At 67.3% G+C, this 26,953-nt stretch carries 22 protein-coding genes; 11 read left to right on the plus strand and 11 right to left on the minus strand.

Translation table 11 applies throughout. From position 1 onward, the window contains the following. Nucleotides 1–3: 3 nt before the first annotated feature. Together ntrB and LV475_RS07325 are read left to right on the plus strand one after the other, a co-directional pair. Nucleotides 4–846, plus strand: coding sequence for a nitrate ABC transporter permease (gene ntrB, locus LV475_RS07320; protein ID WP_250106066.1), 843 nt, complete (start codon nucleotides 4–6; stop codon nucleotides 844–846). A 2-nt stretch (nucleotides 847–848) separates the two neighbouring features. After that, entirely contained in the window at nucleotides 849–1,724 is an 876-nt protein-coding gene (locus LV475_RS07325; RefSeq protein WP_250106067.1) for an ABC transporter ATP-binding protein, read from the plus strand. A gap of 93 nt (nucleotides 1,725–1,817) precedes the next feature. Here LV475_RS07325 and LV475_RS07330 read toward each other — a convergent pair whose 3' ends face one another. Continuing rightward, nucleotides 1,818–2,327 (minus strand): macro domain-containing protein, encoded by a 510-nt coding sequence (locus LV475_RS07330; RefSeq protein ID WP_250106068.1) that lies wholly within the window; start codon nucleotides 2,325–2,327, stop codon nucleotides 1,818–1,820. Nucleotides 2,328–2,479: 152 nt separating this feature from the next. Between LV475_RS07330 and LV475_RS07335 the strand changes: the two genes are divergently transcribed. The 3 genes from LV475_RS07335 (at nucleotide 2,480) to LV475_RS07345 (ending at nucleotide 5,736) form a co-directional block, all read left to right on the plus strand. Then, the gene (locus LV475_RS07335) at nucleotides 2,480–3,883 is read left to right on the plus strand and encodes a M16 family metallopeptidase (RefSeq protein ID WP_250106069.1); all 1,404 of its coding nucleotides are present in this window, start codon (nucleotides 2,480–2,482) and stop codon (nucleotides 3,881–3,883) included. Continuing rightward, nucleotides 3,873–5,228, plus strand: a complete 1,356-nt coding sequence (locus LV475_RS07340; RefSeq protein WP_250106070.1) for a M16 family metallopeptidase — start codon at nucleotides 3,873–3,875, stop codon at nucleotides 5,226–5,228. The genes LV475_RS07335 and LV475_RS07340 overlap by 11 nt, the downstream gene beginning before the upstream one ends. Nucleotides 5,229–5,388: 160 nt before the next feature. Further along, a complete protein-coding gene (locus LV475_RS07345) occupies nucleotides 5,389–5,736 on the plus strand; it encodes a YMGG-like glycine zipper-containing protein (protein ID WP_197039239.1) in 348 nt (115 codons plus the stop codon). A gap of 383 nt (nucleotides 5,737–6,119) precedes the next feature. Here the strand turns inward: LV475_RS07345 and LV475_RS07350 are convergent, their stop codons facing one another. Together LV475_RS07350 and LV475_RS07355 are read right to left on the minus strand one after the other, a co-directional pair. After that, on the minus strand, nucleotides 6,120–6,608 hold the full coding sequence (locus LV475_RS07350) for an MgtC/SapB family protein (protein WP_136866007.1): 489 nt from the start codon (nucleotides 6,606–6,608) through the stop codon (nucleotides 6,120–6,122). A gap of 120 nt (nucleotides 6,609–6,728) precedes the next feature. Continuing rightward, entirely contained in the window at nucleotides 6,729–7,259 is a 531-nt protein-coding gene (locus LV475_RS07355) for a hypothetical protein (RefSeq protein ID WP_136866006.1), read from the minus strand. A 404-nt stretch (nucleotides 7,260–7,663) separates the two neighbouring features. Here LV475_RS07355 and LV475_RS07360 point away from each other — a divergent pair, with 404 nt between their 5' ends. Continuing rightward, the gene (locus LV475_RS07360; protein WP_250106071.1) at nucleotides 7,664–8,233 is read left to right on the plus strand and encodes a hypothetical protein; all 570 of its coding nucleotides are present in this window, start codon (nucleotides 7,664–7,666) and stop codon (nucleotides 8,231–8,233) included. A gap of 286 nt (nucleotides 8,234–8,519) precedes the next feature. Here LV475_RS07360 and LV475_RS07365 read toward each other — a convergent pair whose 3' ends face one another. Further along, on the minus strand, nucleotides 8,520–10,076 hold the full coding sequence (locus tag LV475_RS07365) for a methyl-accepting chemotaxis protein (protein ID WP_156573500.1): 1,557 nt from the start codon (nucleotides 10,074–10,076) through the stop codon (nucleotides 8,520–8,522). Between the two features lie 661 nt (nucleotides 10,077–10,737). Here LV475_RS07365 and LV475_RS07370 point away from each other — a divergent pair. Then, entirely contained in the window at nucleotides 10,738–12,312 is a 1,575-nt protein-coding gene (locus LV475_RS07370) for a phospholipase D family protein (RefSeq protein ID WP_250106072.1), read from the plus strand. Nucleotides 12,313–12,330: 18 nt separating this feature from the next. Here the strand turns inward: LV475_RS07370 and thpR are convergent, their stop codons facing one another. After that, on the minus strand, nucleotides 12,331–12,843 hold the full coding sequence (gene thpR / locus LV475_RS07375; protein WP_136866002.1) for an RNA 2',3'-cyclic phosphodiesterase: 513 nt from the start codon (nucleotides 12,841–12,843) through the stop codon (nucleotides 12,331–12,333). Then, nucleotides 12,840–13,847 carry an LLM class flavin-dependent oxidoreductase gene (locus tag LV475_RS07380; protein ID WP_250106073.1) on the minus strand — a complete coding sequence of 336 codons (1,008 nt, stop codon included), beginning with the start codon at nucleotides 13,845–13,847 and terminating at the stop codon, nucleotides 12,840–12,842. The genes thpR and LV475_RS07380 overlap by 4 nt, the downstream gene beginning before the upstream one ends. A 222-nt stretch (nucleotides 13,848–14,069) precedes the next feature. Between LV475_RS07380 and LV475_RS07385 the strand changes: the two genes are divergently transcribed. After that, nucleotides 14,070–15,374, plus strand: coding sequence for a hypothetical protein (locus LV475_RS07385; protein ID WP_136866000.1), 1,305 nt, complete (start codon nucleotides 14,070–14,072; stop codon nucleotides 15,372–15,374). Nucleotides 15,375–15,382: 8 nt separating this feature from the next. Then, nucleotides 15,383–16,198: a mechanosensitive ion channel family protein gene (locus LV475_RS07390; protein WP_136865999.1), complete on the plus strand. Its 816-nt coding sequence runs from the start codon at nucleotides 15,383–15,385 to the stop codon at nucleotides 16,196–16,198. A gap of 17 nt (nucleotides 16,199–16,215) precedes the next feature. Here the strand turns inward: LV475_RS07390 and LV475_RS07395 are convergent, their stop codons facing one another. Further along, complete coding sequence (locus LV475_RS07395; RefSeq protein ID WP_136865998.1) at nucleotides 16,216–16,482, minus strand: DksA/TraR family C4-type zinc finger protein; 267 nt, start codon at nucleotides 16,480–16,482, stop codon at nucleotides 16,216–16,218. 314 nt (nucleotides 16,483–16,796) lie between these two features. Here LV475_RS07395 and LV475_RS07400 point away from each other — a divergent pair, with 314 nt between their 5' ends. Together LV475_RS07400 and LV475_RS07405 are read left to right on the plus strand one after the other, a co-directional pair. Beyond that, nucleotides 16,797–19,754 carry a bifunctional diguanylate cyclase/phosphodiesterase gene (locus LV475_RS07400; protein WP_136865997.1) on the plus strand — a complete coding sequence of 986 codons (2,958 nt, stop codon included), beginning with the start codon at nucleotides 16,797–16,799 and terminating at the stop codon, nucleotides 19,752–19,754. Between the two features lie 142 nt (nucleotides 19,755–19,896). Next, nucleotides 19,897–22,083: a TonB-dependent siderophore receptor gene (locus tag LV475_RS07405; protein WP_250106074.1), complete on the plus strand. Its 2,187-nt coding sequence runs from the start codon at nucleotides 19,897–19,899 to the stop codon at nucleotides 22,081–22,083. 243 nt (nucleotides 22,084–22,326) lie between these two features. Here the strand turns inward: LV475_RS07405 and fhuB are convergent, their stop codons facing one another. The 4 genes from fhuB to fhuF are packed head-to-tail and all read right to left on the minus strand — an operon-like array spanning nucleotide 22,327 to nucleotide 26,781. Continuing rightward, entirely contained in the window at nucleotides 22,327–24,321 is a 1,995-nt protein-coding gene (gene fhuB / locus LV475_RS07410) for a Fe(3+)-hydroxamate ABC transporter permease FhuB (protein ID WP_136865995.1), read from the minus strand. Then, a complete protein-coding gene (locus tag LV475_RS07415) occupies nucleotides 24,311–25,195 on the minus strand; it encodes an iron-siderophore ABC transporter substrate-binding protein (RefSeq protein WP_136865994.1) in 885 nt (294 codons plus the stop codon). The genes fhuB and LV475_RS07415 overlap by 11 nt, the downstream gene beginning before the upstream one ends. Before the next feature lie 6 nt (nucleotides 25,196–25,201). Beyond that, complete coding sequence (locus LV475_RS07420) at nucleotides 25,202–25,969, minus strand: ABC transporter ATP-binding protein (protein ID WP_136865993.1); 768 nt, start codon at nucleotides 25,967–25,969, stop codon at nucleotides 25,202–25,204. Continuing rightward, entirely contained in the window at nucleotides 25,969–26,781 is an 813-nt protein-coding gene (gene fhuF, locus LV475_RS07425) for a siderophore-iron reductase FhuF (protein WP_169303503.1), read from the minus strand. The genes LV475_RS07420 and fhuF overlap by 1 nt, the downstream gene beginning before the upstream one ends. Nucleotides 26,782–26,953: the final 172 nt, after the last annotated feature.

Raw genomic sequence — 26,953 nt, forward strand, 5'->3', positions numbered from 1 at the left:
ACCATGAGCCAGTCACTGCGCTTACGCGCCGGCATCGTCTCGATTCTCCTGCTGCTCGCCTTCGTCGGCGCGTGGTGGGGGGCGACCCTGCCCACCCAGGTCGATCTGGGCGACATGGACCCCGAGTACGCCGCGATGATGGGGCTGGATACCGTCCAGGAATCCGACATCCCCACCCCGGGGGATATTGGTTCGGCGATCTGGACGCACCTGTCCGATCCGTTCTACGTCTCGGGCTCCAACGACATGGGCATCGGCATCCAGCTGGCCCATTCGCTCTGGCGGGTGCTGGCCGGCTTCGCGCTCGCCGCGCTGGTCGCCGTGCCGTTGGGCTTCCTGATCGGCATGTCGCCGTTGATGCACAAGGCGCTGGCCCCCTACATCCAGATACTGAAACCCATCTCGCCGCTCGCCTGGATGCCGCTGGCGCTCTACATCATCCAGGACGCCTCGATCTCGTCGATCTTCGTGATCTTCATCTGCTCGATCTGGCCGATGATGGTGAACACCGCCTACGGGGTTGCCTCGGTCCGCGACGACTGGCTCGCCGTGGCCAAGACCCTCGAGGTCGGCCCGATCAAGAAGGCGTTCCAGGTGATCCTGCCGGCCGCCGCCCCGACGATTCTCACCGGCATGCGCATCTCGATGGGCATCGCCTGGCTGGTCATCGTCGCCGCGGAAATGCTCGTCGGTGGTACCGGTATCGGCTACTTCATCTGGAACGAGTGGAACAACCTCGATCTCGCCAACGTGATCTTCGCCATCCTCTTGATCGGCGTGGTCGGCATGATCCTCGACATGATCTTCGGCTTGCTTGGCAAGGCCGTCAGTTATAAGGAGGTCTGACCATGACTACCCCCGCATTCATCCAGGTCGACGGCCTGGAGAAGACCTTCCCCGCGCCGATGGGCCAGGAACCGGTCACCGTGTTCCAGAACCTCGACTTCGAGATCGAAAAGGGCGAATTCGTCTGCCTGATCGGCCACTCCGGCTGCGGCAAGTCGACCATCCTCAACATCCTCGCCGGGCTGGACGCCGCGACCGACGGCTACGTCTTCATGGAGAACCGGCAAGTCACCGGACCGGGCCTCGACCGCGGCGTGGTCTTCCAGGGCCACGCCCTGATGCCCTGGCTGACGGTGCGCGAGAACGTCGCCTTCGCGGTGAAATCCCGCTTCAAGCACCACTCCAAGGATGAGGTGAACGCGCAGGTGGAGAAGTACGTCGAGATGGTCGGCCTGTCGCACGCGATCGACAAGAAGCCGCACCAGCTCTCCGGCGGGATGCGCCAGCGCGTCGGCATCGCCCGGGCGTTCGCCATCGAGCCGAAGATGCTGTTGATGGACGAGCCGTTCGGTGCGCTGGATGCGCTGACCCGCGGCGTCATCCAGGACGAGCTGCTGGCGATCTGCCAGGCCACCGAGCAGACCGTCTTCATGATCACCCACGACGTCGACGAGGCGATCCTCCTGGCCGACAAGATCCTGTTGATGACCAACGGGCCGTTCGCCGAGGTCGCCGAGTGCGCCTACAACCCGCTGAAAAAGCCGCGCTCACGTCAGGAAATGCATCACGACGAGCACTACTACCCGTTCCGCAATCACCTGATGGATTTCCTGGTCAACGGGCCGAGCACGCCCTACGCGGACAAGGCGTCCGACGGCACGCCGGCGGCGATGGAGGAGCCCCCCCGCAGCGGGCCCCGGCGGGTAGTCAACGCCTGATCCACGAAGGTCCTTCGACCATCACCCATCCGGCCCCGGGAGAAAAACCAGGGCCGGATTTTTTTGGTCAAGCCGACGGGGTCGAATTGAGATTCAACCGCCGCGAACCCCGCGGGCGACCGCCTCGATCCGCTCACGATCCGCCTCTTGATAGACGATCAACCGCACGTCGGTCAGCGTGGTGGGCTCGTAGCGGTCGATTTCCTCGAGAATCAGGCGTGCCCCGGTGGCAAGATCGAAGCCGGCCACCCCGCAGCCCAGTGGCGGGATCACCATTGAGCGACACCCCAACTCGTCGGCCTTGGCCAAGGTGTTGCGAACCGCCGCACGGATACTATGCTCCGTGGCGCGCCCATCGCCGTAATGCGGCATGGCCGCCGCGTGGATCACCCAGCGGGCGGGCAGATCGAAGCCTTGCGTCACGGCCACGCCACCCAGCGGGACCGGCCCCTGGGCCATCGCCGCCTCGTTGATCGGCCCGTTGGCCGCCTTACGCAGCGCGCCCGCAACCCCGCTGCCCATGGCAAGCGTGGTGCCGGCGGCATTGACCAGGCAATCGGCCGATTGCGTCGCGATATTGCCCTGTATGATCGAGAAATCCATGCAGCACCTCCCGCAGCCGTCTCTCGGAACCCGTGCAGTGAGTCTGGACCCGGTGGCGGGAGTGTGAAACCGCCGCCCGCGGGAACGGTCACACCGATTCCGGCCATGCCCGCATGGCGCCCCGTTCGTTAACCCCTTGGTAGCCCAAACGCATGCAGCCCCGACGTTATCTCGCCGCCCTGCTCCCCGTCGTGCTCTCCTCGCTCGCGCTGATTGCCGCCCCGATGGCAGCCGCCGGCAAGGCGAGCGACGCGGTCCACGAAACCACGCTCGACAACGGTCTCAAGGTCCTCGTCCTGCCCGACGAGCGCGCCCCGGTGGTCACCCACCAGATCTGGTACAAGGTCGGCTCGGTCGACGAGCCGGGCGGGATCACCGGGATCGCCCACATGTTCGAGCACATGATGTTCAAGGGCACGGAAAACCTCGGCCCCGGCGAGTTCTCGGACATCATCGCGCGTCTCGGTGGCGAGGAGAACGCGTTTACCGGCCGCGATTTCACCGGGTACTACCAGACCCTGTCGGCCGATGAACTGGAGACGGTGATGCGCTGGGAGGCCGATCGCATGGCCAACCTCGAGATCGACCCCGAGGAGTTCGCCCGCGAGAAGGAGGTGGTCAAGGAGGAATGGCGCTCGCGGGTGCGCGACAACCCCAATGCCCGCCTGAACCAGCTGCTCTACGCCACGGCGTTTACCAGCAGCGGCTATCACCACCCGGTTATCGGCTGGAAGACCGATATCGATGCCTACACCGTTGAGGACCTGCAGCGCTGGTACCGCGAGCATTACGCGCCCAACAACGCCACCCTGATCGTGGTCGGCGACGTGGAACCCGAGGCGGTGGTCGAACTGGCCGAGCGTCACTACGGGACGATCGAACGGCGCGACCTGCCGCCGGCCAAGCCGCGCGAGGAGATGGAGCAACACGGCCTCAAGCGCGCCAACCTGTCCATTCCGGCGAAGTTGCCGCACGTAACGATGGGCTACAAGGTGCCGTCGCTGGTCACCGCCGAGGAGTCGCGCACCGCCTACGCGCTCGCCGTCGTCTCCGGCATCCTCGCCGGCGATTCCGGGGCGCGCCTGAACAACGACCTGGTGCGCGCCGGCAAGCTCTCGGCGGCCTCGGCGGGGTACAACCTCAACGCGCGGGAAACGACCCTGTTCACCGTCGATGCCACCCCGCGTGACGGGCAATCCCTCGACGAGGTCGAGCGGCTCTTGCGCGACCAGATCGAGCGGTTGAAGAGCGAACCGGTCGGGACCGACGAACTCGAGCGCATCAAGGCGCAGGTGGTCGCCTCGGACGTCTATGAACGTGACTCGTTGTTCTACCAGGGCATGAAGCTGGGCATGTACGAGACCGTGGGTCTGGATTACCGACTGGCCGACCGGTTCGTCGAGGGCGTGCGTGCGGTCACCATCGAGGACGTGCAGGCAGTCGCCCGAGAGTATTTCCAGGACGACGGCCTGACCATTGCCACCCTCCAGCCGACGTCGTCCGACGAATCAACCGACTTGCCAAGCCCGACCGGAGGTATCGAACGTGTCCACTGATCCCCGCAGCCGCTTTTGGCCGGCGATCCTCGCGCTCGGCGCCCTGCTGATCTCGGCCACGGCGCGTGCCGAACCGGTCCTGCCGGTCGAGACCTGGCAGACCGACAACGGCGCCGAGGTGCTGTTCTATCCCACCGACAGCCTGCCGATGGTCGACGCCCGGGTGATCTTCGATGCCGGCAGTGTGCGCGACCCCGCGGGTAAAGGCGGCACGGCCAGCCTGACCGCCTCGTTGCTCGAGGAGGGCACCACCGAACGGGACGCCAAGGCGATTGCCGACGGCTTCGCCCGCGTCGGGGCCGAGTTTTCCGCCAGCGCCAACCTCGAATCCAGCGCCGTGCGTCTGCGCAGCCTGACCGAGGAGGATTGGCTCTGGCCGGCGGTCGAGCTGATGGCCGAGGTCATCGCCAAGCCGGCCTTCAAGGACGAAGACATCCAGCGCGAGCGCGAGCGGCAACTGCGCGGCATCCAGTCCCGCCAGCAATCCCCGCAGGCGGTCGCGAGCGACGCCCTGCGCAAGGCGGCCTTCGGCGATCACCCCTACGCCCACCCCACCGACGGCACCCGCGAGTCGGTCGAGTCCATTGCCCCCGACGATGTGCGGGACTTCCATCGGCAGCGTTTCGTGGCCGCCAATGCCACCGTGGTGATCGTCGGCGATATGGAGGCAGAGCAGGCGCGCCGCCTGGCCGATACGCTCACCGACGGCCTGCCCACGGGTGAACCCGCCCCGCCCCTGCCCGAGGTGCCGCCGCTGGAGGAATCCGAGACGCTGCGCATCAACTTCCCCTCGGAACAGTCGACCGTACTGGTCGCCCTCGACGGCATCCCGCGCAAGCACGAGGACTACCTGCCGCTGTACGTGGGCAACCACATGCTGGGCGGCAGCGGCTTTGCCTCGCGACTGATGTCCGAGCTGCGCGAGAAGCGCGGGCTGGCCTACAGCACCTACAGCTACCTCATGCCCCTGCGTGCCGGCGGCCGACTGGTGATGGGCATCCAGACGCGCAACGACCAGGTCGAGACCGCCCTGTCGCTGATGGACGAGGAACTATCACGTTTCATCGACGAGGGGCCGAGCGACGAGGAACTGGCCGACAGCCAGGCCAATATCGTCGGTGGCTTTCCCATGCGCCTGAACAGCAACGGCAAGATCGTCGAGCAGATCGGTGCGCTGGCCTTCCTCGACCTGCCACTCGATTACTTCGACGACTACACCGAGCGCGTCGAGGCGGTCACCGCCGCCGAGATCCGCCAGGCCTTCAACCGGCACGTCGATCCGCAGAAACGTGTCGTCGTGATCGTCGGCCCCACCGCCGAGGAGGCGGACGGCGAAACCGACTGACCTCTCGAGGCGCTCTACGCAATGAGCTTCGCGTGGATAGTCCCTTGGGATCGTCGATGGGGAACTTGCGATAAGCCTGCCTATCAAACCGGTCATCGGTTGAACATCACGGGCCCGGTACGGCCGGTTGGCCCGTGAAACCACTCACAGGAGCAAGACCATGACCCACCGCATCCAAACCCTGGGCTTTCGCACGCTGCTCGCTGCCCTGATCCTGCCGACCACCGCCGCGTTCGGCGGCGAACTGCACCGTGACGCCGCCATTGGCGGGGCAATCGGTGGCGCACTCGGTGGCGTCGTCGGCGCCGAGGTCGGTGGTCGCGAAGGGGCGATTGTCGGTTCGGGCATCGGCGCGGCCGTTGGCACCGGCGTGACCACTCGCAACAGCCGCGATGATCGGTATTACCGTGACGACGGCCACCACGAGCGCCATCGCTACCGCGAGACCCACGGTCACGGCCATGGGCATTTCTGCCCGCCGGGACAGGCAAAGAAAGGCCGTTGCTGATCCCCTTCCCCTGACGACAAGAAGGCCACCTGGGGAAACTCTGCACGATTCGATGACGTCTCTGCGGGACCTCCAAGGGCCCAGATGCAAGGCGCAGTCCGCCGTGAAGGGCCGTCGCCCTTTACAAGGGCTGCAACGCCGCAGATGGGCCCTTGGAGGTCCGCCCGAAAGGGGCTCGCGGGTTTGCTCGCACTCGTCGTTGCCGTCCCTCGACGGGCAACGAGCCCGTCTTCGGTCCGGCGCCTTGATTGCGAGCAAACCCGCGAGCCAGAGATGCCATCGAATCGTACAGAGTTTCCCTAGTGATCGGTGGCCTTCTTTCGTTTCTAGGCTGACGCGTGACGCGTCAGACGATGGCTGCGGCCCGTCAACGACGAGCCAAACTAGCGCTCCTCATCGCGCGTGTCCCGAACCGAGATGCGTTCGTCCGCCTCGTCACGATGCCCGTTGAGCACCTGCTTTGCCGGTGACAGCAGCCGCAGGCTGGCGAAGGTGACGATCGAGAGCAGCAGGGCGATCTCGAAATGATTCCAGGCCACCGCCACGCCGATCGCCCCGGTGGTCCAGAGGCTGGCCGCCGTGGCCGTGCCCGTGGTGCGATTCTGGCTCTTGAGAATCGCGCCGCCGCCAATGAAGCCCATGCCGGTGATGATCCCCTCGAATACCCGCGCCTCGGCGCCGCTGGATTCGAGCACGTTGATGCCGAGCAGCATGTAGGCGCAACTGGCGACCGCAACGAGCGGAAACGTGCGCAGACCGGCCGAGCGCGAGTGCGTCTCGCGTTCCAGCGCCACCGGCAGGGCCAGCACGTAGGCCGCCGCCAAGTAGGTCAGGTTCCAATAGACCGAGGACCAGTCGATATCAAACGGCATCCACGAACTCCCTGCCAGCGTATTGGGCCGGACGGCCACTCACCGACCACCCGACTTCCCCGAGGCATACGGCACCGGCGAAGTCGCGCGCGACGTCCCAACAACGGGGACGCCACCGTATCAGAGCGATTCGGCGACCTCTTTTGAATAGTGCTCGAGCAGTTCGTCGGCCCTGTGCTTCTCGTCCTCGTCACGAGCGTGGACCACCACCGTCCATTCGCCGTGCTTGCTGGCGCCTTGGGTCTCGGCGATCACCGGCTCGTGGTCGGGACGAATCGAGACCAGTCCCGCGCCCAGCATGCCGATGGCACCACCGACCACCGCGAACACGCCATACACCCAGCCCGGACTCGTCGTGGCCCAATCGAAACCGGCGCCGACAAACACCCCGGCCAGGATGAGACCGGCGACGGCACCAACCACCGCCAACACGGCATGCGAGCGCAGGATCGTCGAGAAGATCGCGCCGGAGTCTTTCTCGACCTTGTGAGCCAGCTGCGGGTCGTGGGGATCGACCAAGTCGATCTGGTCCGAGGAAAAACCGGCCTTGGCGGCCAGGGCGTTGGCCGCATCGCGGGCGCGGGAACCATTGTGGAACACGGCACTGACCTTGTGGGGAAACCGTTCGCTGATGATCTCTGCCTGAGTCATGAACCACCTCCTAATCCAGTTAACGGCCGAATTTCAACCAAAAATCCGTTACCTGTTCATCGGAGTTTTGACGGAGATAATAGTTCATAGAACGCGCACTAAAGCGCAATCGACAGATCACTGATCATCCGACGGCCGTCGAACGGCGTGGCTATTCGCGCGGGGGGCTGCCTGAACCGGGAATGCGAAAAGGGATTGGTGTCAGTGCCGCTTGAAGCGAGTCACCCACTGGTGAAGCTCACATGCAGTCGTGGTGCGCCTCAAGCCGCCACTGATCTCTAGCGTGCAGAGCACTGAACGCCATATGCCCGACGATCTGAACTACATTCTCCTGTAGGGATCTCATTGACAGGACTCGGGTATTTTCCGATCCCGTTACGGATCGCCACAGAGGAGGGTATGTTATGGACCCTGCAGAAATCATTTCCGAACGTTTCCCGCACGTGGTCGACGCCGTATTCCATGACGAGCGCCGCGCCCGTGAAGCCGCAAGCGCCCTGGCCACCAAGGCCGGGCTATCCAACGAACATATCCACGTGGTCGAGCCGGACGACCCCCAGCGGGCGGAGCAGCTGGATCCGGAGCCGTCCGAGATTTCCCGGACCCTACTTCGTTCCAATGCCGCGCTCGGCGTGATCGGTGCCGTCGTCGGCCTGATAGTCGCCGGCATCCTGATCGGCGCCGGTTTCGATTGGGCCACGGCGAGCCCGGGCTGGGTCTATGGAATTCTCGCCGTGGTCGGCGGCCTGTTCGGCATGCTGAGTGCCGGTATCGTGTCCGTTCGACTGGATCATGAGCGTGTGCTCGCGGACACCCGCGACGCATCAACGCACGGCGAGTGGACGGTCGTCGCCCATGCCCATAACGAGGACGAGAAGCACCGCGTTAGCGAGCTCCTCAAGGAGTACTCCGGGACAGTCACCCAATCAAGGCCGGCCGAGCCAAGCAGCCCCAGCACCCCGAGCACATCCTGACTAGGCGGCTGGAAACGACGCGCCCGATAGCCTCGCTGATAGATACGCCGATAGAGCCGGTCGGCCCGCCGCACATCCTCGTGTGACGGGCAGGCTAGGACCGCCTCCTAACCGAACACCTTGCCGTGTTCGGTCATCGGGGTGTCATGCGCATCGACCCAGCCATAGCCTCCGTGCTTCCTCCGGCTCTTCACCGGACCCATTCAGGGAACGTCCTATGGCTGTCGGACGGATGACAAGTCGCGCAGGGGCTACCTGAACCGAGAAGGCGGAAAGGGACGGGTTGTCAGTGGCGCTTGAAGCGGGTGACCAGCTCGTGAAGCTCGGCGGCAATGCGCTCGAGATCGTGAATCTTGTCCTCGGCCGCGGCCGACTGGTCGAGGCTGGAATTGGCGAGATCGGAGATGTTGTGCACCTGGCGATCGATCTCGTCGGAGACGGTGGCCTGCTCCTCGACCGCAGCGGCCATCGAGGTGGCCATGTCGCGTATCTGCGCCACCGCCTCGGCCACGCCATTGAGCATTTCCTCGGATTCGCGCACGCGATCAACCCCGGCGGTGGCCGCCTCGCGACCGCGGCGGGCGACGGCCACGGATTCCTCGGCCTGTTGCGTCAGGGTGGCGATGATCTCGTGGATATCGCGCGTTGACTCCTGCGTGCGGCGGGCCAGATCCCGTACCTCCTCGGCCACCACGGAAAAGCCGCGGCCGTGTTCGCCGGCGCGCGCCGCCTCGATGGCCGCGTTCAAGGCCAGCAGGTTGGTCTGCTGGGCGATCTGGTCGATGATGCCGGCGGCACTGGCGATCGCGCCGGTCTGGTTCGAGACCCCTTCCACCGACTCGCCGATGGCGTTGACCGTCTCCTGCAGGTCGACGATCGACTCGCGCGTGCGGGTGGACAGCCCCCGCCCTTCCTCGACCAGTTCCTGCGAGCGATTGGCCTCGTCGGCGGTGCGCTGGACGTGCTCGGAGACGTCGTTGATGGTGGTCGACATCTCGTGCATGGCCGCCGCGACCTGCTCGGTCTCTGCCTGCTGGCGCGCGATCTCCTCCTTGGCCTGGGTCGAGAGATCGAGGCTCACCGACGATTGGCGGCTGACCTGGTCCGAGGCATCCTCGATCCGGGTGAGCACGGTGATCATCCGCGCCTGCTCGCTCTTGATTGAGACCTTCAGTCGCCCCAACAGCCCCACGTCGCCGGTGTAGGACTCCACCGCCAGCGGGTGGCTGAAGGCATTGGGCATCTGCTCGTTCAGCGCCGAGATCAGGCGCCGCTCGCGCAGGCGCCCCATCAGCCCGAATGCGAGCCCCGTGCCCGCCAGGGCAAGCAACGCCGCCGCGCCAAGACCGCCCAGCCACAGGCCGGCCGCGGCGCACAGCCCCGTCGCACCGACGACGTCCTGGGCATGCAGGCGAAAGCGCCGCACCCGATACCCGCGCTGGTTGATGCGACGGTACAGGCGCTCGGCACGCTGAACGTCCTCGCGTGACGGACAGGAGCGTACCGACTCATAGCCGACCACCTCGCCGTGCTCGGTGATCGGGGTGACGTAGGCATCCACCCAGTAGAAATCGCCGTTCTTCGAGCGGTTCTTCACCAGCCCCATCCACGGTTGGCCCGCCTTGAGATGGCTCCACATCACCTCGTAGGCCAGCGGCGGCATGTCAGGATGGCGCACGATGTTGTGGGGCTGCCCGATCAGCTCGTCGCGAGAAAAGCCGCTGATCGCCTCGAAGGCGTCGTTGCAATGCGTGATGCGCCCCTTGAGATCGGTGGTCGAAACCAGACGCTCGCCGGGGGCGAAGGTACGTTCGGTGTCGGTGACGGGGAGGTTCTTGCGCATGGGTCAGGCTTTTCTCGGTAAGGCGGTAGTGAGGATCGGGACAGTGGGAGCAGTGGCACACGATGGCATCATATATGCCTGCGCGCATTAATGGTATCGGGCCGCCTGGCCAAACGTTAGTGATTCCGGCGGATTTATCCCGACAAGGCACGCTCCACTATTAAGGAAACTCTGCACGATTCGATGACGTCTCTGCGGGACCTCCAAGGGCCCAGATGCAAGGCGCAGTCCGCCATGAAGGGCCGTCGCCCTTTACAAGGTCTGCAACGCCGCAGATGGGCCCTTGGAGGCCCGCCCCGACGGGGCTCGCGGGTTTGCCCGCACTCGGCGTTGCCGTCCCTCGACGGGCAATGAGCCCGTCTTCGGTCCGGCGTCTTGATTGCGAACAAACCCGCGAGCCAGAGATGCCATCGAATCGTGCAGAGTTTCCTTAGGCAGGCGATGGATTATCGCGAGGGGCGCGATTGTGCCAGTCGGGCCAGACCAATGCACCTATTTGGCGCAACGGATGGAACCCCGCTCCCGGCCACGCCTCCAATCACCGATCAACCGGTCGTAGAGGCCCGATGGGCGAGCAGATGACGCCGGGGTGACATTCGTGGAATCATCGACGGGTCGAGCCACGATCAGCCCGCAATGATCAGGCAGGGAGGATCCGCGATTGATCACGCATTGGCTCAAGGAAATGCCCGTTTGGCGAGCGCTGCCGGCCCTCGGGATGGTGCTGCTGCTCGCCGGCTGCGCCCTGCCGCCGCTGGAGGGTCGGCACGTCAGCACGGCCATCCAGCCGGCCGAGGCGCGTGCCACGCCCCTGGGCGACGCGTTGGCCCCGCAAAAGGCCGCCCACCCGGGACTGACCGGCGTCTACCTGCTCTCGGACCCGGCGATAACCTTCGCCGCCTGGACCCATCTCGCCCGCACCGCCCAGCGCAGCCTCGATCTGCAGTACTACATCTGGTACGCGGACCGCTCCGGCACCCTCTTGCTGCGCGAACTGCTGGATGCCGCCAACCGGGGCGTGCGCGTGCGGTTGCTGCTCGACGATCAGGGCACCCGCCAGCTCGACACCCAGCTTGCCGCCCTGCACGCCCACCCCAACATCGCCGTGCGGCTGTTCAATCCCTTCATGACGCGCGACGCGCGCTGGCTCGGCTTTCTCACCGACTTCGATCGCGCCAATCGCCGCATGCACAACAAGGTGATCATCGCCGACAACCAGGCCCTGATCAGCGGCGGGCGCAACATCGGCGACAGCTACTTCGGCGCCACCGAGGGCTTCCTGTTCTCGGACCTCGACATCCTCGCGGTGGGGTCGGTGGTCGACGAGGTCTCGCTCGGGTTCGACCGTTACTGGCAAAGCGACTCGGCCTACCCGGTGCATCGCATCCTGCCCGTGCCGGACGAGCCAACCGTGAACCGGGTGCGCGAGACCCTGGACTTCGAGGCCGACGCCATCGCCCTCGACCCGCAGGCCGGCGAGCTCATGGTGGCCGTGCGCGAAAACTACGTCATCGGCCAGTTGCTCAACGGGGAGCTGAGCCTCGAATGGGCGCCCACCCGGCTGGTGATCGACCCGCCGACCAAGGGCCTGGGCGAACACGACCCCAACGACCTGCTCACGCTCTCGCTGCGCGATCAGCTGCGCCCGCCGCTCCGCTCGATCGACATCATCTCCTCGTTCTTTGTCCCCACCCCGACGCTGACCGAGGACCTGGCCACGCTGGCCCGTCGTGGCGTGCGCGTGCGCGTGCTGACCAACTCCCTGGATGCCACCGACATGGCCCCGGCGCACACCGGCTACGCGCGCTATCGCAAACCGCTGCTCGAGGCGGGAGTGGAGCTCTACGAGATGCGTCGGGTGGCCGAGGAAGACCCGCGTCCCGAGGGCGCCGGCCCGTTCGGCAGCCCGGCGACCACCCTGCACGCCAAGGCGGTGGTGATCGACGACCGACAGGTCTTCATCGGCTCCTACAACGTCGACCCCCGTTCGGTGCTGCTCAACACCGAACTGGGTTTCGTCATCGACAGCCCCGACCTCGCCCGCGCCATTAGCCACACCTTCGAGATGCACGTGCCCACCAGCGCCTATCGGCTGGTGCTGGAAGACGGCGAGATCCGCTGGATCGAACGGACCGACGACGGGCTCACCCGGCACACGCGGGAGCCTGGCGCCGGCGCAATCAAGCGCGGCATGACCTGGTTCTTCTCGCTGATGCCGATCGAGTGGCTGCTGTAAGCCCCACCGCAAACGCGTCTAGCGCGAACGGGCAAGTAGGTGGTAGGGGCCGGGATGGCCGTCACGCCCGGATTCGACCAGCGCGATGGTCTCGGCGAACCAGTGGATGGGCGGCTCGATGGTCGCGCCGCCGGGCGCATGGGCGAAGCGCCGCAGGGTGACGTGCGGGACGAACGGACGGTCGTCCGTCTCCACCCCGCAGGCGAGACACAGGCCGCGCGCCTCGGCGGCCAGGCGGGCCAAGGCCGGCGGGACGCGGGACGGCCCCAGCCAGGCCACCCGTGGCCCGGCGAAATGCCCCAGGCGATCGAGCAGGATCGGGATGGGGTCGGCGGGCAGGCTGGCGAGTCGCTCGGCCAGGCAGTCGGCCTGCCAGGCCTCGATGGTGCCGGGGAACGCCAGGGTCAGGTGCAAGTGGGCCCGCGGCACCGGGCGGCCACCGCCGTCGAGACCTCGACCGAGGTGATGCAGTGCCGCGCGGGTGGCGTCATCCGGCCACAGGGCGAGAAACACCCGCCTTTGCGCGGTCACGACACCTCGGTCCTCGCGGCAATGCGGTTACGCACGCCGGCCAGCAGCTCGTAGGAGCGGCGGCGCGCGGCGTGGTCGAAGCTCGAGTTGGTGACGATCAACTCGTCGGCCCCGGTGCGTTTGAGAAACGCCTCGATCTCGCGCTCGACCGTCTCGGGCGAGCCGATCGCCGAGCAGGCCATGGTCTGCTCGACCACCGCCCGCTCGAACCGGGAGGCCGACTCGCGATAGCCGGCCACCGGCGGCGGGATCGGCCCGGGCCGGCCGTTACGCAGGGCGACGAAGGCCTGCTCCATGGAGCTGGCGTGAAAGCGCGCCTCCTCGTCGGTGTCCGCCACGTAGGCATTGAAACCGACCATGGCGTGGGGCCGATCGAGAAAGCGCGACGGGCGAAAGCCCTCGCGGTAGTCGGCCAGCGCGGCCATCAGCTCGCCGGGGGCGAAGTGCGAGGCGAAGGCGTAGGGCAGGCCCAGTGCGGCCGCCAGCTGGGCGCCGAAGCGGCTCGAGCCGAGGATCCACACCGGCACCCGCGTGCCCGCCCCGGGGATCGCGCGCACGGCCTGACCCGGCTCGGGGTCATCGAGCAGGGCCAGCACCTCGGCGACCTCGTCCGGGAAACGCCTGGGGTCACTGCCCTCGCGACGCAGGGCGCGCGCGGTGGTCTGGTCGGTGCCCGGCGCGCGGCCCAGCCCCAGGTCGATCCGCCCCGGGAACAGGGTCTCGAGTGTGCCGAACTGCTCGGCCACCACCAGCGGCGAGTGGTTGGGCAGCATGATGCCGCCGGCACCGACGCGGATGCGCTGCGTGGCGGCCGCCACCTGGCCGATCACCACCGCCGTGGCCGCGCTGGCGATCCCGGGCATGTTGTGATGCTCGGCCAGCCAGTAGCGTCGATAGCCGAGGTCCTCGGCGTGCCGGGCCAGGTCCACGCTGTTGGCAAGCGCCGTGCGGGCATCCGATCCCTCGGTGATCGGGGCGAGATCGAGAACGGAAAAGGGAATCATGGGCGGGAGTGTAGCGGACGGGACGGGGCGCGGCGCGAAACCGAGCGCGATTCGATCGCGCCCCGGATCCGGACCAAGATCCCGACCAGCATCGCGACTCACGTTGCGACCAACGGGGCATCACGAGTCGGGCGCGGATTTGCCATACTCCATCCAGCCGGGCCCGGTCCGAACCAGGGCCGCCGGCCCTCACACCAGGTTCAACAAGGAAGCGCCGCCTCGATGTCCACGCACTCCTCGCCGACAAACGGTCGAGACCCCGCGGGTAACCGCGCCGACACGCCATCCAACCAGTGGCCGGAGACACCGTCCTACTGGCAGTTCGTGCCCGTCGGTGACTACCAGGTGCCGGCCCTGCCGGCGCGCGGGGCGATGAGCGAGGCCTGGACACAGTTCAAGCGGGCCCTGCGACGGATCGACGAAGAATCGCTGCAGCCGGCCCGCAAGGAGGCCCAGTTGCGCGCGCTGTCCGAGGTCCGGCTGTCGCACCTGGTGCCGCCGGTCGACCCCAACGACCCGGCCGATGCCCTGGACGGCGCACTCTACGACTGGATGACCGGTCACGATGAACGCCCGGTTCGATTCGTCGTCGGCCAGCCGCATGGCTGCTACCCGCAGCTGCTGCCGTTCTGGGCGCGACGACACGGCGCCCGACTCATCGACCCGCCCGCCCCGGAAACCGTGCTCGAGGGCGACCTGGGCGTACTGGACCGATTCGAGGTCGACCGCCCCGGCACGCGTGCCGGCAACGGCGGCCTGTGGGTAATCCCGGATCTCGCGCATTGGTACCTGCGCCATCCCGAGGGGCTGCGGCTGGTCCGCGCGCTGCTCGCCCGGGCGGAGACCGGCGAACTCGGGCGCGGCGTCATCGGCTGCGACAGCTGGGCCTGGGCCTACCTGGGGCACCTCTGGCCCATGCCGCACCACGATGCCCTGACCGCGCAGGGGTTCGACGGCACCCGGCTGACCCGGCTGCTGTTTCACCAGATCGAGCGCCAGCCGCATCGGCGGGTGCACTTTCGCAACGCCGCCAACGGCCAGGACATCCTCGCCGTGCCCTCGAACGGCAACGGCAATGGCGTGACGGCGCACCCGGAGCTCCAGCGACTGGCCGCCCACTGCCGGGGCAACCCGGGCACGGCCCTGACCTACTGGCGTGAATCGCTGCGCACCGAGCCGGACGACGGCGGGGTCACGGCGGTCGAGGGCGAGCAGCGCAACGACGACATCTTCGACGAGGAGGATGTCTGGGTCACCAACCAACTGCACGAACCCATCCTGCCCAATGAGACGGGCGAGGACGTCGCGCTGGTACTGCACGCCCTGTTGCTGCACAACGGGCTGGCGACCCGCTGGCTGGCCGAGCTCCTGCCGCTGGCGCGCGACGTCAGCCTCGCCATCCTGCTGCGCCTGACGCGCGCGGGGCTCGTCACCCGGCGCGGTGACCGGCACATCGTCACCGCGCTGGGCTACCAGAGCGTGCGCAGCCTGTTACAGCGCCGCGACTACCTGACCGACTCCTTCTGAGGCCCGCGATGGACGAATCAATCCCCTCTTCGCAGATATTCCGCGAGATCGACGCCTTCACCGTCGTCGAGATCGTCGCCATCGTGCTGGCCACCGTGGCCCTGATCGTGCTGATGCAACGGGCACTGAACTGGCTGGGACGGCGCCTGCACGGCAAGCGACGCCACCTCACCCTGGCGATGGTGCCGCTGTTGCGCCTATTGATCGGCGTGGCGGCGATCGTGCTGATCGTGCCGCTGATCATCGAGCCGTCGCTGCAGAACATGATCGCCCTGCTTGGCGCGCTCGGCATCGCGATCGGCTTTGCCTTGAAGGATTACGTCAGCAGCCTGATCGCCGGCATCGTGGCCATCGGGGAAAAGCCGTACCGCAACGGCGACTGGGTGCGGATCGGCGAGCACTACGGCGAGGTCACCCACGTCGGCATGCGCACCATCGACATGATGACCACCGACGACGACCGGATCACCATTCCGCACAGCCGGATCTGGACCGACTCGATCGTCAACGCCAACAACGGCGAGCCGCGCCTGCAGTGCATCGCCGATTTCTACCTGCACCCCGACCACGACGCCGCCCGGGCAAGCGAGATCCTGCGCGACATCGCCCTGACCAGCCCCTACACCCACCTCGACTCACCCATCCGCGTGACGGTGCGGGAAAAGCCCTGGGGCACGCACTACAAGCTGCGCGCCTACCCGGTCGACGGGGCGCAGCAGTTCCGCTTCATCACCGACCTGACCGTGCGCGGCAAGGCCCAGTTGCAGCGGGCCGGGTTCCAGTTCGCGGCGACCGCCACGATCGCCGACACGGGCATGGCATAGCCCGAAACGGTTTAGTACTAGCGCAACTGGCTGTCCTTCGAACCACGCCGGTTGTAGGGCGAGGCCGTCTCCTGGGCCTCGTCGAACTCGGCCTGGCAGGCCACGCACAGCCGCACGCCCGGCACGGCCCGACGGCGTGCCTCGGGAATCGGCTCGCCGCACTCCTCGCACTCCGCCAGGCTCTCGCCGGTCGGGATCTCGCTGCGCACCCGTTGCAGGGCATCCTCGACCGTGTCGTCGATCTGCGCCTGCTCGGCACCGTCTTTCGCCCAACCACCTGCCATCGTTCACCTCCCGGCGTCACTGTTGCGGGTTCCGGCCGCCTTCGGCTTGCCGCGTGTCCGGCCCCGTCTCCGACCGGCCCTGCCCCGGATTTATTCATCTGCCCGCGTTTTTCAATACTAGACTTCCGGGGTGCCCCGACTCGGCGGCGTGCATCGCATCGGGTAGCCACGCCATCCGACCGGCCTTTGCATACGAAAAACCCCATGTAGAATCGGGTCATTCGTCGGCCAACGGCCGACCCGTCTCGTCACGGCCGGCGCGTCAAGGCCGCGGGCGATCGGCAACCCGCTCACGCACAAGCAACCACCCGCCCATGACCCAGCCGGTTTCCACAGACCGCCGCGACGTCCCCGCCGGCCAGCGCCACTCCATCCTGGGTTGGCCGCAACTGCTCGGGCTCGGGCTGGTGCTGCTCGTCCTGCACGAGATCGCCCGCGAGAATTTCCTGCTCTTTCACGTCCTGAGCGAACTGCTGCGGATCGTGATCCTCGGCGGCGTGTTCGTCCTCGCCTGGCACACCCGCGCCTGGACGCACAACGGTTTCCTGTTGACCGTGGGCATGGCCGCGTTCTGGATCGCCGGCCTGGAGTTGCTGCATACCCTGACCTACAAGGGCATGGGACTGACCGCCCTGGGCGGGGTGCTCGACGACCCCGACCTACCCACCCAGCTGTGGGTGGGTTTCCGCCTGCTCGAGGCCGTCGCCTTCCTGCTCGCGGCCCTGCTGGCGAGATCGACCGTGCAACCGCTGCTCCTGTTCGGCGGGTTCGGGCTCGCCACCGCGGCACTGTTGGGCTCGATCCTCATTGGCGTCTTCCCGACCAGCTTTGTCGAGGGCGACGGCCTGACGCGCTTCAAGGTAGTGGCCGAGTACACGACGATCGGCCTGTTCGCACTGGCCATCGTCCTGCTCCTGCGACAGCGCGCGCATTTCGACCCGGGCGTGCACATCGCCCTGGTGGCCTCGCTGCTGTTCGCCATCCTTACCAGCCTCGCCTTCACGCGCTACGGGTCGGTGTTCGACATGGCCAACGAGGTCGGCCACTACCTGCTGCTGATCTCGGCCTACCTGGTCTACCGGGCGTTGCTGGCCACCGGCCTCGTCGCGCCGTTCGCCCTGCTGTTTCACACGCAGAAACAGCACGAGGCCGAGCTCGAGGCCCTGGTCGAGGAACGCACGGCGCGCCTGGTCGAAAGCCAGTCGCTCAACCACACCTTCATCGAACACTCCCCGGCCGTGATCTTCCTCACCGACCTCGAGGGGCGCTACACGCTGGTCAACCCGGCCTTCGAGACGCTCATCGGCCGGTCGCGCGAGGCCATCATCGGCCAGACCGTCTTCGACCTGATGCCCACGGAGACCGCCGCGGAATTCGATCGCAACAACCGCGCCGCGCGGCGCTCCGGTAAGCCCACGATCCACAGTGAGACACTGGACCTCGACGATGCCTTTCACCTGTTCGAGACCGTGCATTTCCCGTTGTTCGACAACGACGGCCAACTGGTCGGTTCGGGCGGCATCGCCACCGAGGTGACCGAGCACCGCAAGAGCGAGGCGCGCTACGAGCTGATGATCCGCACCTCGATGGACGCGGTGGTGCTGATCGGCGACGACGGGCAGCTCATCGAGGTCAACGAGGCGGCCTGCGAGCTGACCGGTTATGACTGCGACGAATTGCTCGGGATGGACGTCTCCGCCCTGGACACCGCCGGCCGCACGGAAATCGCGCGGCAGATGGAGCACATCCGCGGCATGGGTGCCGCACGCTTCGAACGGCAATGGCGGCGCAAGGACGGCACGGTCCGGGACATCGAGGTGAGCGTCAACGTCTTGAGCGAGGGACGTCGGGGCAACGTCTACTTCTCGTTCATCCGCGACATCACCGAGCGCAAGGCGACCATGGAGCGGATCGAGCACATGGCGCACTACGATGCCCTGACCGAGCTGCCCAACCGGGCCCTGTTCGAGCAGCTCGCCCCGACCGCCCTCGGCCGCACGCGGGTCCGCGGCCGGGCCCGGTTGCTGTTCTATCTCGACCTGGACAACTTCAAGGACATCAACGACTCGCTTGGCCATCTCGCCGGCGACGAGCTGCTGCGCGAGATGGCCCGCCGGCTGTGGGAATTCCCGGCAGACGACCGCGTCATCTGTCGCTTCGGCGGCGACGAGTTCCTGATGCTGGTCGAGGTCAACCACGATCTCGACATCGCCAGCTACGCCCACCGGCTGCGCAACGCGCTCGGCCAACCGCTGGTGGTCGAGGAGCACCAGATCGTGGCGACCGCCTCGATCGGCGTCACAAGCTTCCCCGCCGACGGCGAGGACCTGCCCGCCCTGCTCCGCAACGCCGACATGGCCCTCCACGCCGCCAAGGACGATGGACGCAACACGCATCGCGTCTTCACCCCGGCCATGCGCGAGCACGCCACCGAGCGGATCATGCTGATCAGCAAGCTGCGCTCGGCGCTGGCCAACGACGAATTCGAGCTCAACTTCCAGCCGCAGATCGACCTGGCCAGCGGCCGGATCGTGGGGGCCGAAGCCCTGCTGCGCTGGAACCAGCCCGAGCTGGGCCGGGTCCCGCCGGGGCGGTTCATCCCGCTGGCCGAGGAAAGCGGGCTGATCATCGACATCGGCGCCTGGGTGATCGAGCAGGCCATCGCCACCGCCGCGGCGTGGCGATCACGCGGCCTGGGCGATATCGTGATGGCGATCAACATCTCGGCGCTGCAATTCCGTCACGGCAACCTGGCCCGGGACATCACCAACGCCCTGACACGCGCCAGGCTGCCGGGGGCAAACCTCGAGGTGGAACTGACCGAGTCGACCCTGATCGACGACACCGACCGCCTCGAGGAGACCATCGCCCTGCTCAAGCGCCGTGACGTCAAGCTGGCCATCGACGACTTCGGCACCGGCTACTCGGGGCTCACCTACCTGCGGCGTTTTGCCGTCGACCGGCTCAAGGTCGACCAGTCCTTCGTCCGCGACATCGGCCAGGGCGACAGCGCCGCCCTGGTCACCGCCGTGATCCAGATGGCGCACAGCCTGGGCCTGACCGTGATCGCCGAGGGCGTCGAAACCCAGACACAGTCCGATCAACTGCTGGGACTGCGCTGCGATCAGGCGCAGGGCTATCGCTTCGGCCGCCCGATGACAGCCGCGGCGTTCGAATCGCTGTTGATCGACCAGGCCAACGCTCCCCCGACGACTCACCAGTCGCCAACGGTACTGTCCGCGCCGGGCGCACCCGCCTCCCCGTCCGATTAAAACGACACGCCATTCGGAAACGGGAAACCTTCACCCTTACGGTTGCATATGACAATCGTTCTCATGTAGATTCGCCCCAGCGACTCGCATCGCGGTCCGTTTCCAATCACCAATCCTTACCCATTGCATGAGAACGCTTTCCATGACTCAACGCCAACGCGTCCAGCGCACGCCCGTCAACCGCGCCGTCCGCCACTGCCTGGCACTCTCCCTGCCCTGCCTCGCCCTCGGCTTCGCCGACGTCCACGCCGCGGACGATTCCGGCGACGCCGTCGTGCTCGACCAGGTGGTCGTCGAGGGGGGTGGGTTCTTCCAGCCCACCGAGCAGACCGGGCAGTACCGCGCCCCGGCTTCCTCCTCGGCGACCGGGCTGACGCTCACGCCGCGCGAGACCCCGCAATCGCTGTCCGTGATTACCAGCCTGCAGCTCGAGGATTTCCAGCTCGATGACGTCAACAGCGCGCTGGAGTCCACACCCGGCGTCACCGTCGAGCAGCCGGAAACCGATCGCACCTACTACACCTCGCGCGGCTTCACCATCCAGCGCTTCCAGATCGACGGCGTCGGCGCCCCCCTGCCCTACGACAACGTCCAGGGCGATATCGACACCGCCGTCTACGACCGCATCGAGGTGGTGCGCGGTGCCAACGGCCTGATGTCCGGCAGCGGCACGCCGTCGGCGACCGTCAACTTCATCCGCAAGCGCCCCACCGCCGAAACGCAGGCCTCCGCCAGCGTTTCCGCCGGGTCGTGGGATCGTCGCCGCATCGAAGGCGACGTCTCGGGTTCCCTGTTCGGCAGTGACCGGGTGCGCGGTCGCCTGGTGGTGGCCGCCGAAGAGGGCGATTCCTACCTCGACCGCCACGGACGCGAGCGCCAGGTCGCCTACGGCGTGATCGAGGCTGATCTCACCGACTCCACCCTGTTGACCGCCGGTCACACTTGGCAGAACAACGACAGCGACAGCCCGCTCTGGGGCGCGTTGCCGATGTACTACGGCGATGGCTCGCCCACCAACTACGATCGTTCGGCCAGCTCCTCGCCCGAGTGGAGCTACTGGGACAACGAGGACCACCGCAGCTTCGTCGAAGTGCAGCAGTTCCTGCCCGGCGGCTGGGAGGCGACCCTGACGGGCAGCTACCTCACCTCCGATTCCGACAGCGAGATCTTCTACCTCTACGACCCGGCCCAGCAGCTGCGTCCGGGCACCACGGAAGACCTGTCGATCATCATGGACAACTACCGTTACGAGAACGAGCAATGGGTCGCCGACGCCCAGGCCAAGGGCCCGTTCGATCTGTTCGGTCGCGAGCACGAGGCCATGGTCGGCGTGAACTGGAGCAAATCGGAGGTCACCGATTACTCCGCCCGCCTCTACGAAACCAGCGACATCGACGTACCGCTGGACCAGTGGGACGGCAACTACCCGCGCCCGACCTTCGGCCCCTCCGACGGCGGCAGTGACTTCACCCAGGAGGAAAGCTCCATCTACGGCGCGACCCGCCTGAGCCTGACCGACCGGACAACCGCCATCTTCGGCGCGCGCGCCACCTGGCTGGAGAACAGCGGCGTGAGCTACACCGTGGCCCGCGAAAGCGAGTACGACGCCGAGATCGTCCCCTACGCCGGCCTGGTCTACGACCTCACGGACACGCTCTCGGCCTACGCGAGCTACACCGAGATCTTCGAGCCGCAGAACGAGGTGACGCAGAACTACCAGCCGCTGCCGCCGATCGAGGGACGCAGCTACGAGGTCGGACTCAAGGCCGCCCTGTTCGACGAGCGCGTGGATGCCACCGCCGCCGTGTTCCGCACCGAGCAGAACAACACGGCCACTCTCGCCGGCACATTCAACAACCCGCGCCCCGGGTACTTCAACTACTACGAGGCGAGCGGCGACCTGACCAGCGAAGGCATCGAACTCACGCTGGCCGGCGAGATCCTGCCGGGCTGGCGCGCCAGCGGTGGCTACACCTACCTCGAGATCGAGGACAGCGACGGCGAACGTGCCCGCACCTTCATCCCGGAGCAGATGCTGCGCGCGCAGACCACCTACCAGCTGCCGTTCTGGCCGCAGATGACCGTCGGCGGCCAGATCCGCTGGCAGAGCGAAACCTTCCGCGACCAGCAGTACAACACCGGGCAGACCCGTCAGGACGACTACCTGGTCACCGACCTGATGGCGCGCTACGAGTTCTCGGACAACCTGAGCGCCTCGCTCAACGTCAACAACGTCGGCAACGAGAAGTATCTCAACAGTGTCGAGTACGACCAGGCGTTCTACGGCGAGCCGCGCAACGTCATGCTGACGCTCGACTGGAAGTACTGAGTCGGCAACACGTCCTCATGACCCCCAAGGCCCCGCCCCGTGCGGGGCCTTTTTTTTGCGCTGCGTGCGGGTTCCCGAACCGATCTGCATGGCCAACCGTGACGGCGACACGCCGATTGCCGCGGCGGATTACGGCGACGGGGGCCGTGACGGAGGGGAAAGCGTCATGCTTGGGAAAGTGGGGCGTTGAGTCGCGCCGCGATGCTCGACGGCGACCAACCCGTGGCCGACAGCCGATGGCACCTAGAAGCGACGCAACGCCCAGAGGAAATAGGTCCCGCCGATCAGCGAGGCGACCAGGCCGGCGGGGATTTCGTGGGGGAACAGGATCTGCCGGCCGATCCAGTCGGCGAGGACCATCAGCCCCATGCCGATCAGGGCCGCGCCCAGCAGGTGGTCGCGAGCGCGGGACAGGCCCAACAGACGGGCCATGTGGGGGGCGAGCAGCCCGATGAACGAGAGCGGGCCGATCACCAACGTCGCCGCGGCGGTCATCACGGCGGCAAGCACCAGCACCGCCAGTCGCCCGCCGGTCACCCGCACCCCGACCGCCCGACTGACCGCGGCGCCCAGCGGGAAGATCTCCAGCCAGCGCGACAGCAGCAGCGCGACCACCAATGCCACGCCGGCCAGCGCGACGATCAGCAGCGCCTGCTCGAGACCGACGTAGTAGGTCGAGCCCGACAGCCAGGCCACGATCTGCTGGCCGCGCGGGTCACTACCGGCCAGCACCAGCGCCCGGACCGCCTCGGCCAGCGCCATGATGGCCACCCCGGTCAACAGCAACCGCTCGGGCAGAAATCCGCTTCGCCGGTTGAGCACGATCAACAGGGCCAGGGCCGCCAAGGCCCCCCCCACACCCAGCGCGGCAAGCATCGACGTGCTGGCCGCGGGCATCCAGACAATGCCGAGCAACAGGAAGATCGACACCCCGCCACTGATGCCAAGCACCTCGGGGCTGGCCATCGGGTTGCCGCTCAGGCGCTGCAGCAGGGTGCCGGCCACGGCAAGCAGCAGACCCGCACCGGCGGCCGCCAGCAGGCGCGGCAGGCGCCACTCCCAGACCGTCCAGGCACCGCTGACCCACGACCAGCCGTCGGCGAGATGGCCACTGAGCAGCGAGACCGCCACCACCAACGGCATCAGCAGCGCCATGACGAGCAAGCGGCGAGCCGGCCGCTCCGCCCGCGGCCAGCCCGAGGTCATGGTTTCCGGCGGGGTCCGGCTGGACAGGCGCAACCGAGGGATCAACCAGAGCAGCAACGGGGCCCCCAGGGCGGCGGTCATCGCCCCAGTCGGGATCATGGTGGGCAACCAGGCAGCCAGGTGTTGGAGGGAGAGATCGGTCACCGCGAGCAGCAACGCCCCGATCAGCATCGACCAGACCACTCGGGATGCCAGTCGGTGCGCGCCCAACAGCCGGGCGATATTCGGCGCGGCCAGGCCGATGAAGCCGATCAGGCCCACGACGCTGACGGTCACCGCCGTGAGGAATACCGCCAACCCGAGCGCGGCCAGCCGCAGAAAGGCCAGGTTCACCCCCAGCGCACGCCCGCTGGCATCGTCCAGTTCGAGCAGTCGCAGCGGGCGGAGCAGCAACCAGGCAATCACCAGCGCGATCGCCAAGCGTGGCAGCAGAAACGCGGCGTCGTGCCAACCGTCCTGCGCCAGCGACCCCGCCCCCCAGATCAGCAGACCCTGAAGGGTCTCCTGGTTGAACAGCAGAAGCGCCATGGCCAATGCGCCGAGATAGAGGTTGACCACCAGCCCGGCGAGCACGACCACCAGCGGCGCCAGCCCGCGTCGCCAGGAGAGCAGGAACACCAGCCCCATGGCCAGCCCGCCGCCGGCCAAGGCCACCCACTCGGCCCCCCACCCCATCAGCGCCGGGGCGAACAGCGTCGCCGCCATCAGGGCGAGATTCGCCCCGCCGGCGACGCCCAGGGTCGTCGGCGAGGCAAGCGGGTTGCGCAACACCTGCTGCATCAGCACGCCCGCCAGCGCGAGCCCGGCACCGGCGATCAGGGCGGTGATCAGACGCGGCCACCAACCGAGCGCCAACGCCAAGTCGGCGGCGGACACCGACGCGCCGCCAAGATCCGGCCACCAGCTCGACCACGCAAACCCGCCGGTCTGCTGCTGCAGTTGCCAGACGGCCAACCCCACCAGGACGGCGAACAGCCCCGCGGTCACGCCGAGGGGCGCGGCAACCGACCGGGCCGGGACCTCAGTCCGCATTGAACGCCCCCAGCAGTTGCTCGGCAAACCGGCCGGCCGACGGCAGGCCACCAAAGCTCCAGACCGGCTCGAGCTCCAGTGGATCGCGATTCGCACCGTGGGTCAGCCGCTGCCAGAACGCGCTTTTCGACAAGGCCCGCTCCACCCCCACGGGATAGGGCTTGACCACCACGATGCGCCCGTCGAGTCCGGCCAGCGCCTCGAGCCCCACCAGGGCAAAGCCCCAGCGATTGGTGGCGCCGGTCCAGCCATTGTCGATGCCGAGTCGCTCCAGCACCGCGTGATACAGGCCGTTCTTGCCGAAGACCCGCACGTGGCGTTCGTCCATGAACTGGACCACGATCACCGCCGGCGGCTTGTCGGGCAGGCGATCGGCGATCTCCTCGAGACGGTCCTCCGTGCGCCGAATGAGGGCCTCGGCCTGCCCTTGGCGATGGGCGTATTCCCCCAGCTCGCGGGTGACACGCCGCAAGGCCGGCCAGGTGTCGACCCCGGGCCCGTAAAGCTCGAACACCTCGACCGGCGCGACGGTCGACAGACGGCCTTCGAGGTTGGCGAACAGGGGCGAGAGGGCGATCCGGTCGGGGGCGATCGCGGCCAGCTGCTCGAGATTCGGTTGAGCCCGCAGGCCCAGGTCACGCACGGCGCCCGGCACGGCCGGCCGGGCGACCCAGGACGCGTAGCCGTCGAGTTGTGCGAGGCCCACCAGGCGGGCATCGATGGCGATCAAGGTCTCGGCAACCGTCCAGTCGAGGGTGGCGATGCGCGGGGCCGTGTCGGCAGCCCGTACGGACAACGCCGCCATCAGCAGTGGCAGCAACCACACGGCCAGCGGCCAGCGCCACCGTCGGCGGCCGGTTGGTGAGGACCGCATCACGGTTCAATCGACGATGGCGACGGGACGGGACTGTCCCGGTGGGGTGAGCACCTGCATGGACACGCCATAGATGCTGCGCAGCGTGGCCGAGTCCATCAGCTGCCCCGGCGTGCCGCGCACCAGCAGTCCGCCGCCGTGCATCGCCACCAGCTGGTCGCAAAAGCGCGCGGCCATGTTGATGTCGTGCAGGACGATCACCACGCTCAGCCCCAACTCGTGCGACAGGCGACGAATCAGCTCGAGCACCTCGACCTGGTGGGCGATGTCGAGCGCCGAGAGCGGCTCATCGAGCAGCAGGAAATCGCTTTCCTGCGCCAGCAGCATGGCAAGCCACACCCGCTGGCGCTCGCCCCCGGAAAGCGTGTCCACGGCGCGGTCGGCAAAGGCCTCGGTATCGGTCATGCGCAAGGCGGTGTCGACGCGACGACGGTCGTCGGCGGTGAACCGTCCCAGCAGGCCGTGCCAGGGATACCGACCGAACCCCACCAGCTCGCGGGCCGTGAGGTGCCCAGTCGCCGGCGGGTGCTGCGGCAGGTAGGCAACGCGCCGCGCGAAGGCTCGCGCCCCCCAATCGGCGACCGGCACTCCCTCGAAACGTACCGTTCCCGACGAGGGCGCCTGCTGGCCGGCCAGCAGCTTGAGCAGGGTCGACTTGCCCGAGCCGTTATGGCCGATCAGCCCGACCACTTCGCCCGGCGCAAAGGCGGCATCCACCGGGCCGAGCACCCGGGTGCCGCCGGCAATGAAAGTGGCCGCGTCGACCTCGAACATCAGCCTTCCCCCCGGTTGTCCAAGTTACCCAAGTCGCCCCGGGCCGACCGACAGGTCAGCGGGCAGTTTTCGCAGTAATCGTGTTCGGCGAGTCGATAGCGGATACAGCAGGCACGACGCAGGCGTTGCGGCTCGCTTGCCTCGTCGGTCAGCCGGTAACTCACCGGGCGGTACAAGCGATTGCGCTGGCCATCGATCCGCGCGGTGTCGAGAAACGCCTGCGCGGCGGCGAGCCGATCGGGCGGGACGGCGGGGTGGTCGACCAGCCGCGTGACGACGTGCTCGACCAGGTTGCCGGCGTTGCTCCAGAAGACGTTGACCGAGGCGCCCGAATGACGCGCCAGGACGGCGATCATCTCGGCGAGCGGCCCCAAGGTGAGGGACTCGAGAAACGCGCCGCGGGCGGGATGAGCGACGACATCGCGTGTCGTCGCCAACCACAACCGCTCGGCCTGGCCGTCCGGGCTGAAGCGAATGCCCCAGTCCGACGGCGCTCGCTGAAGTGAATCGCCCTGGATAAGCCAGGTCGCAATCAGGGGCGATAGCCAGGCGTGGAACAACCACTTCGACCACTGCGAGGCAATCGCGCGCCGATCCCCGCCGGGATAGCGGGCGGAAAAGCGGTCCAGCAGGGAGTCCAGCGCCGCCCCCTCGAGCAGCGCCGCGGCGGTGACGCCGTTGCGTCCCAACCGATGGCTCGGGGGCTCGATCCCCTCGGGGAGTCGGTAGTCGCGCTGGAGCGTCCAGGGCGCCATGGCCCGAGGATCGGCCGGCGACGCGCCAGCCAGCGGTTGCACCGCGGTTGCCTGCATGTTGATCTCCCCGTATCGGCCCCACAGAGACGTCATCGAATCGTGCAGGGTCTCGCTAGGGAAGGTCTGCACGAATCGATGACGTCTCTGCGGGATCTCCAAGGGCCCAGATGCAAGGCGCAGCCCGCCGTGAAGGGCCGTCGCCCTTTACAAGGGCTGCAACGCCGCAGAT

Source organism: Guyparkeria hydrothermalis (assembly GCF_023555375.1).
GTDB lineage: Bacteria > Pseudomonadota > Gammaproteobacteria > Halothiobacillales > Halothiobacillaceae > Guyparkeria > Guyparkeria hydrothermalis.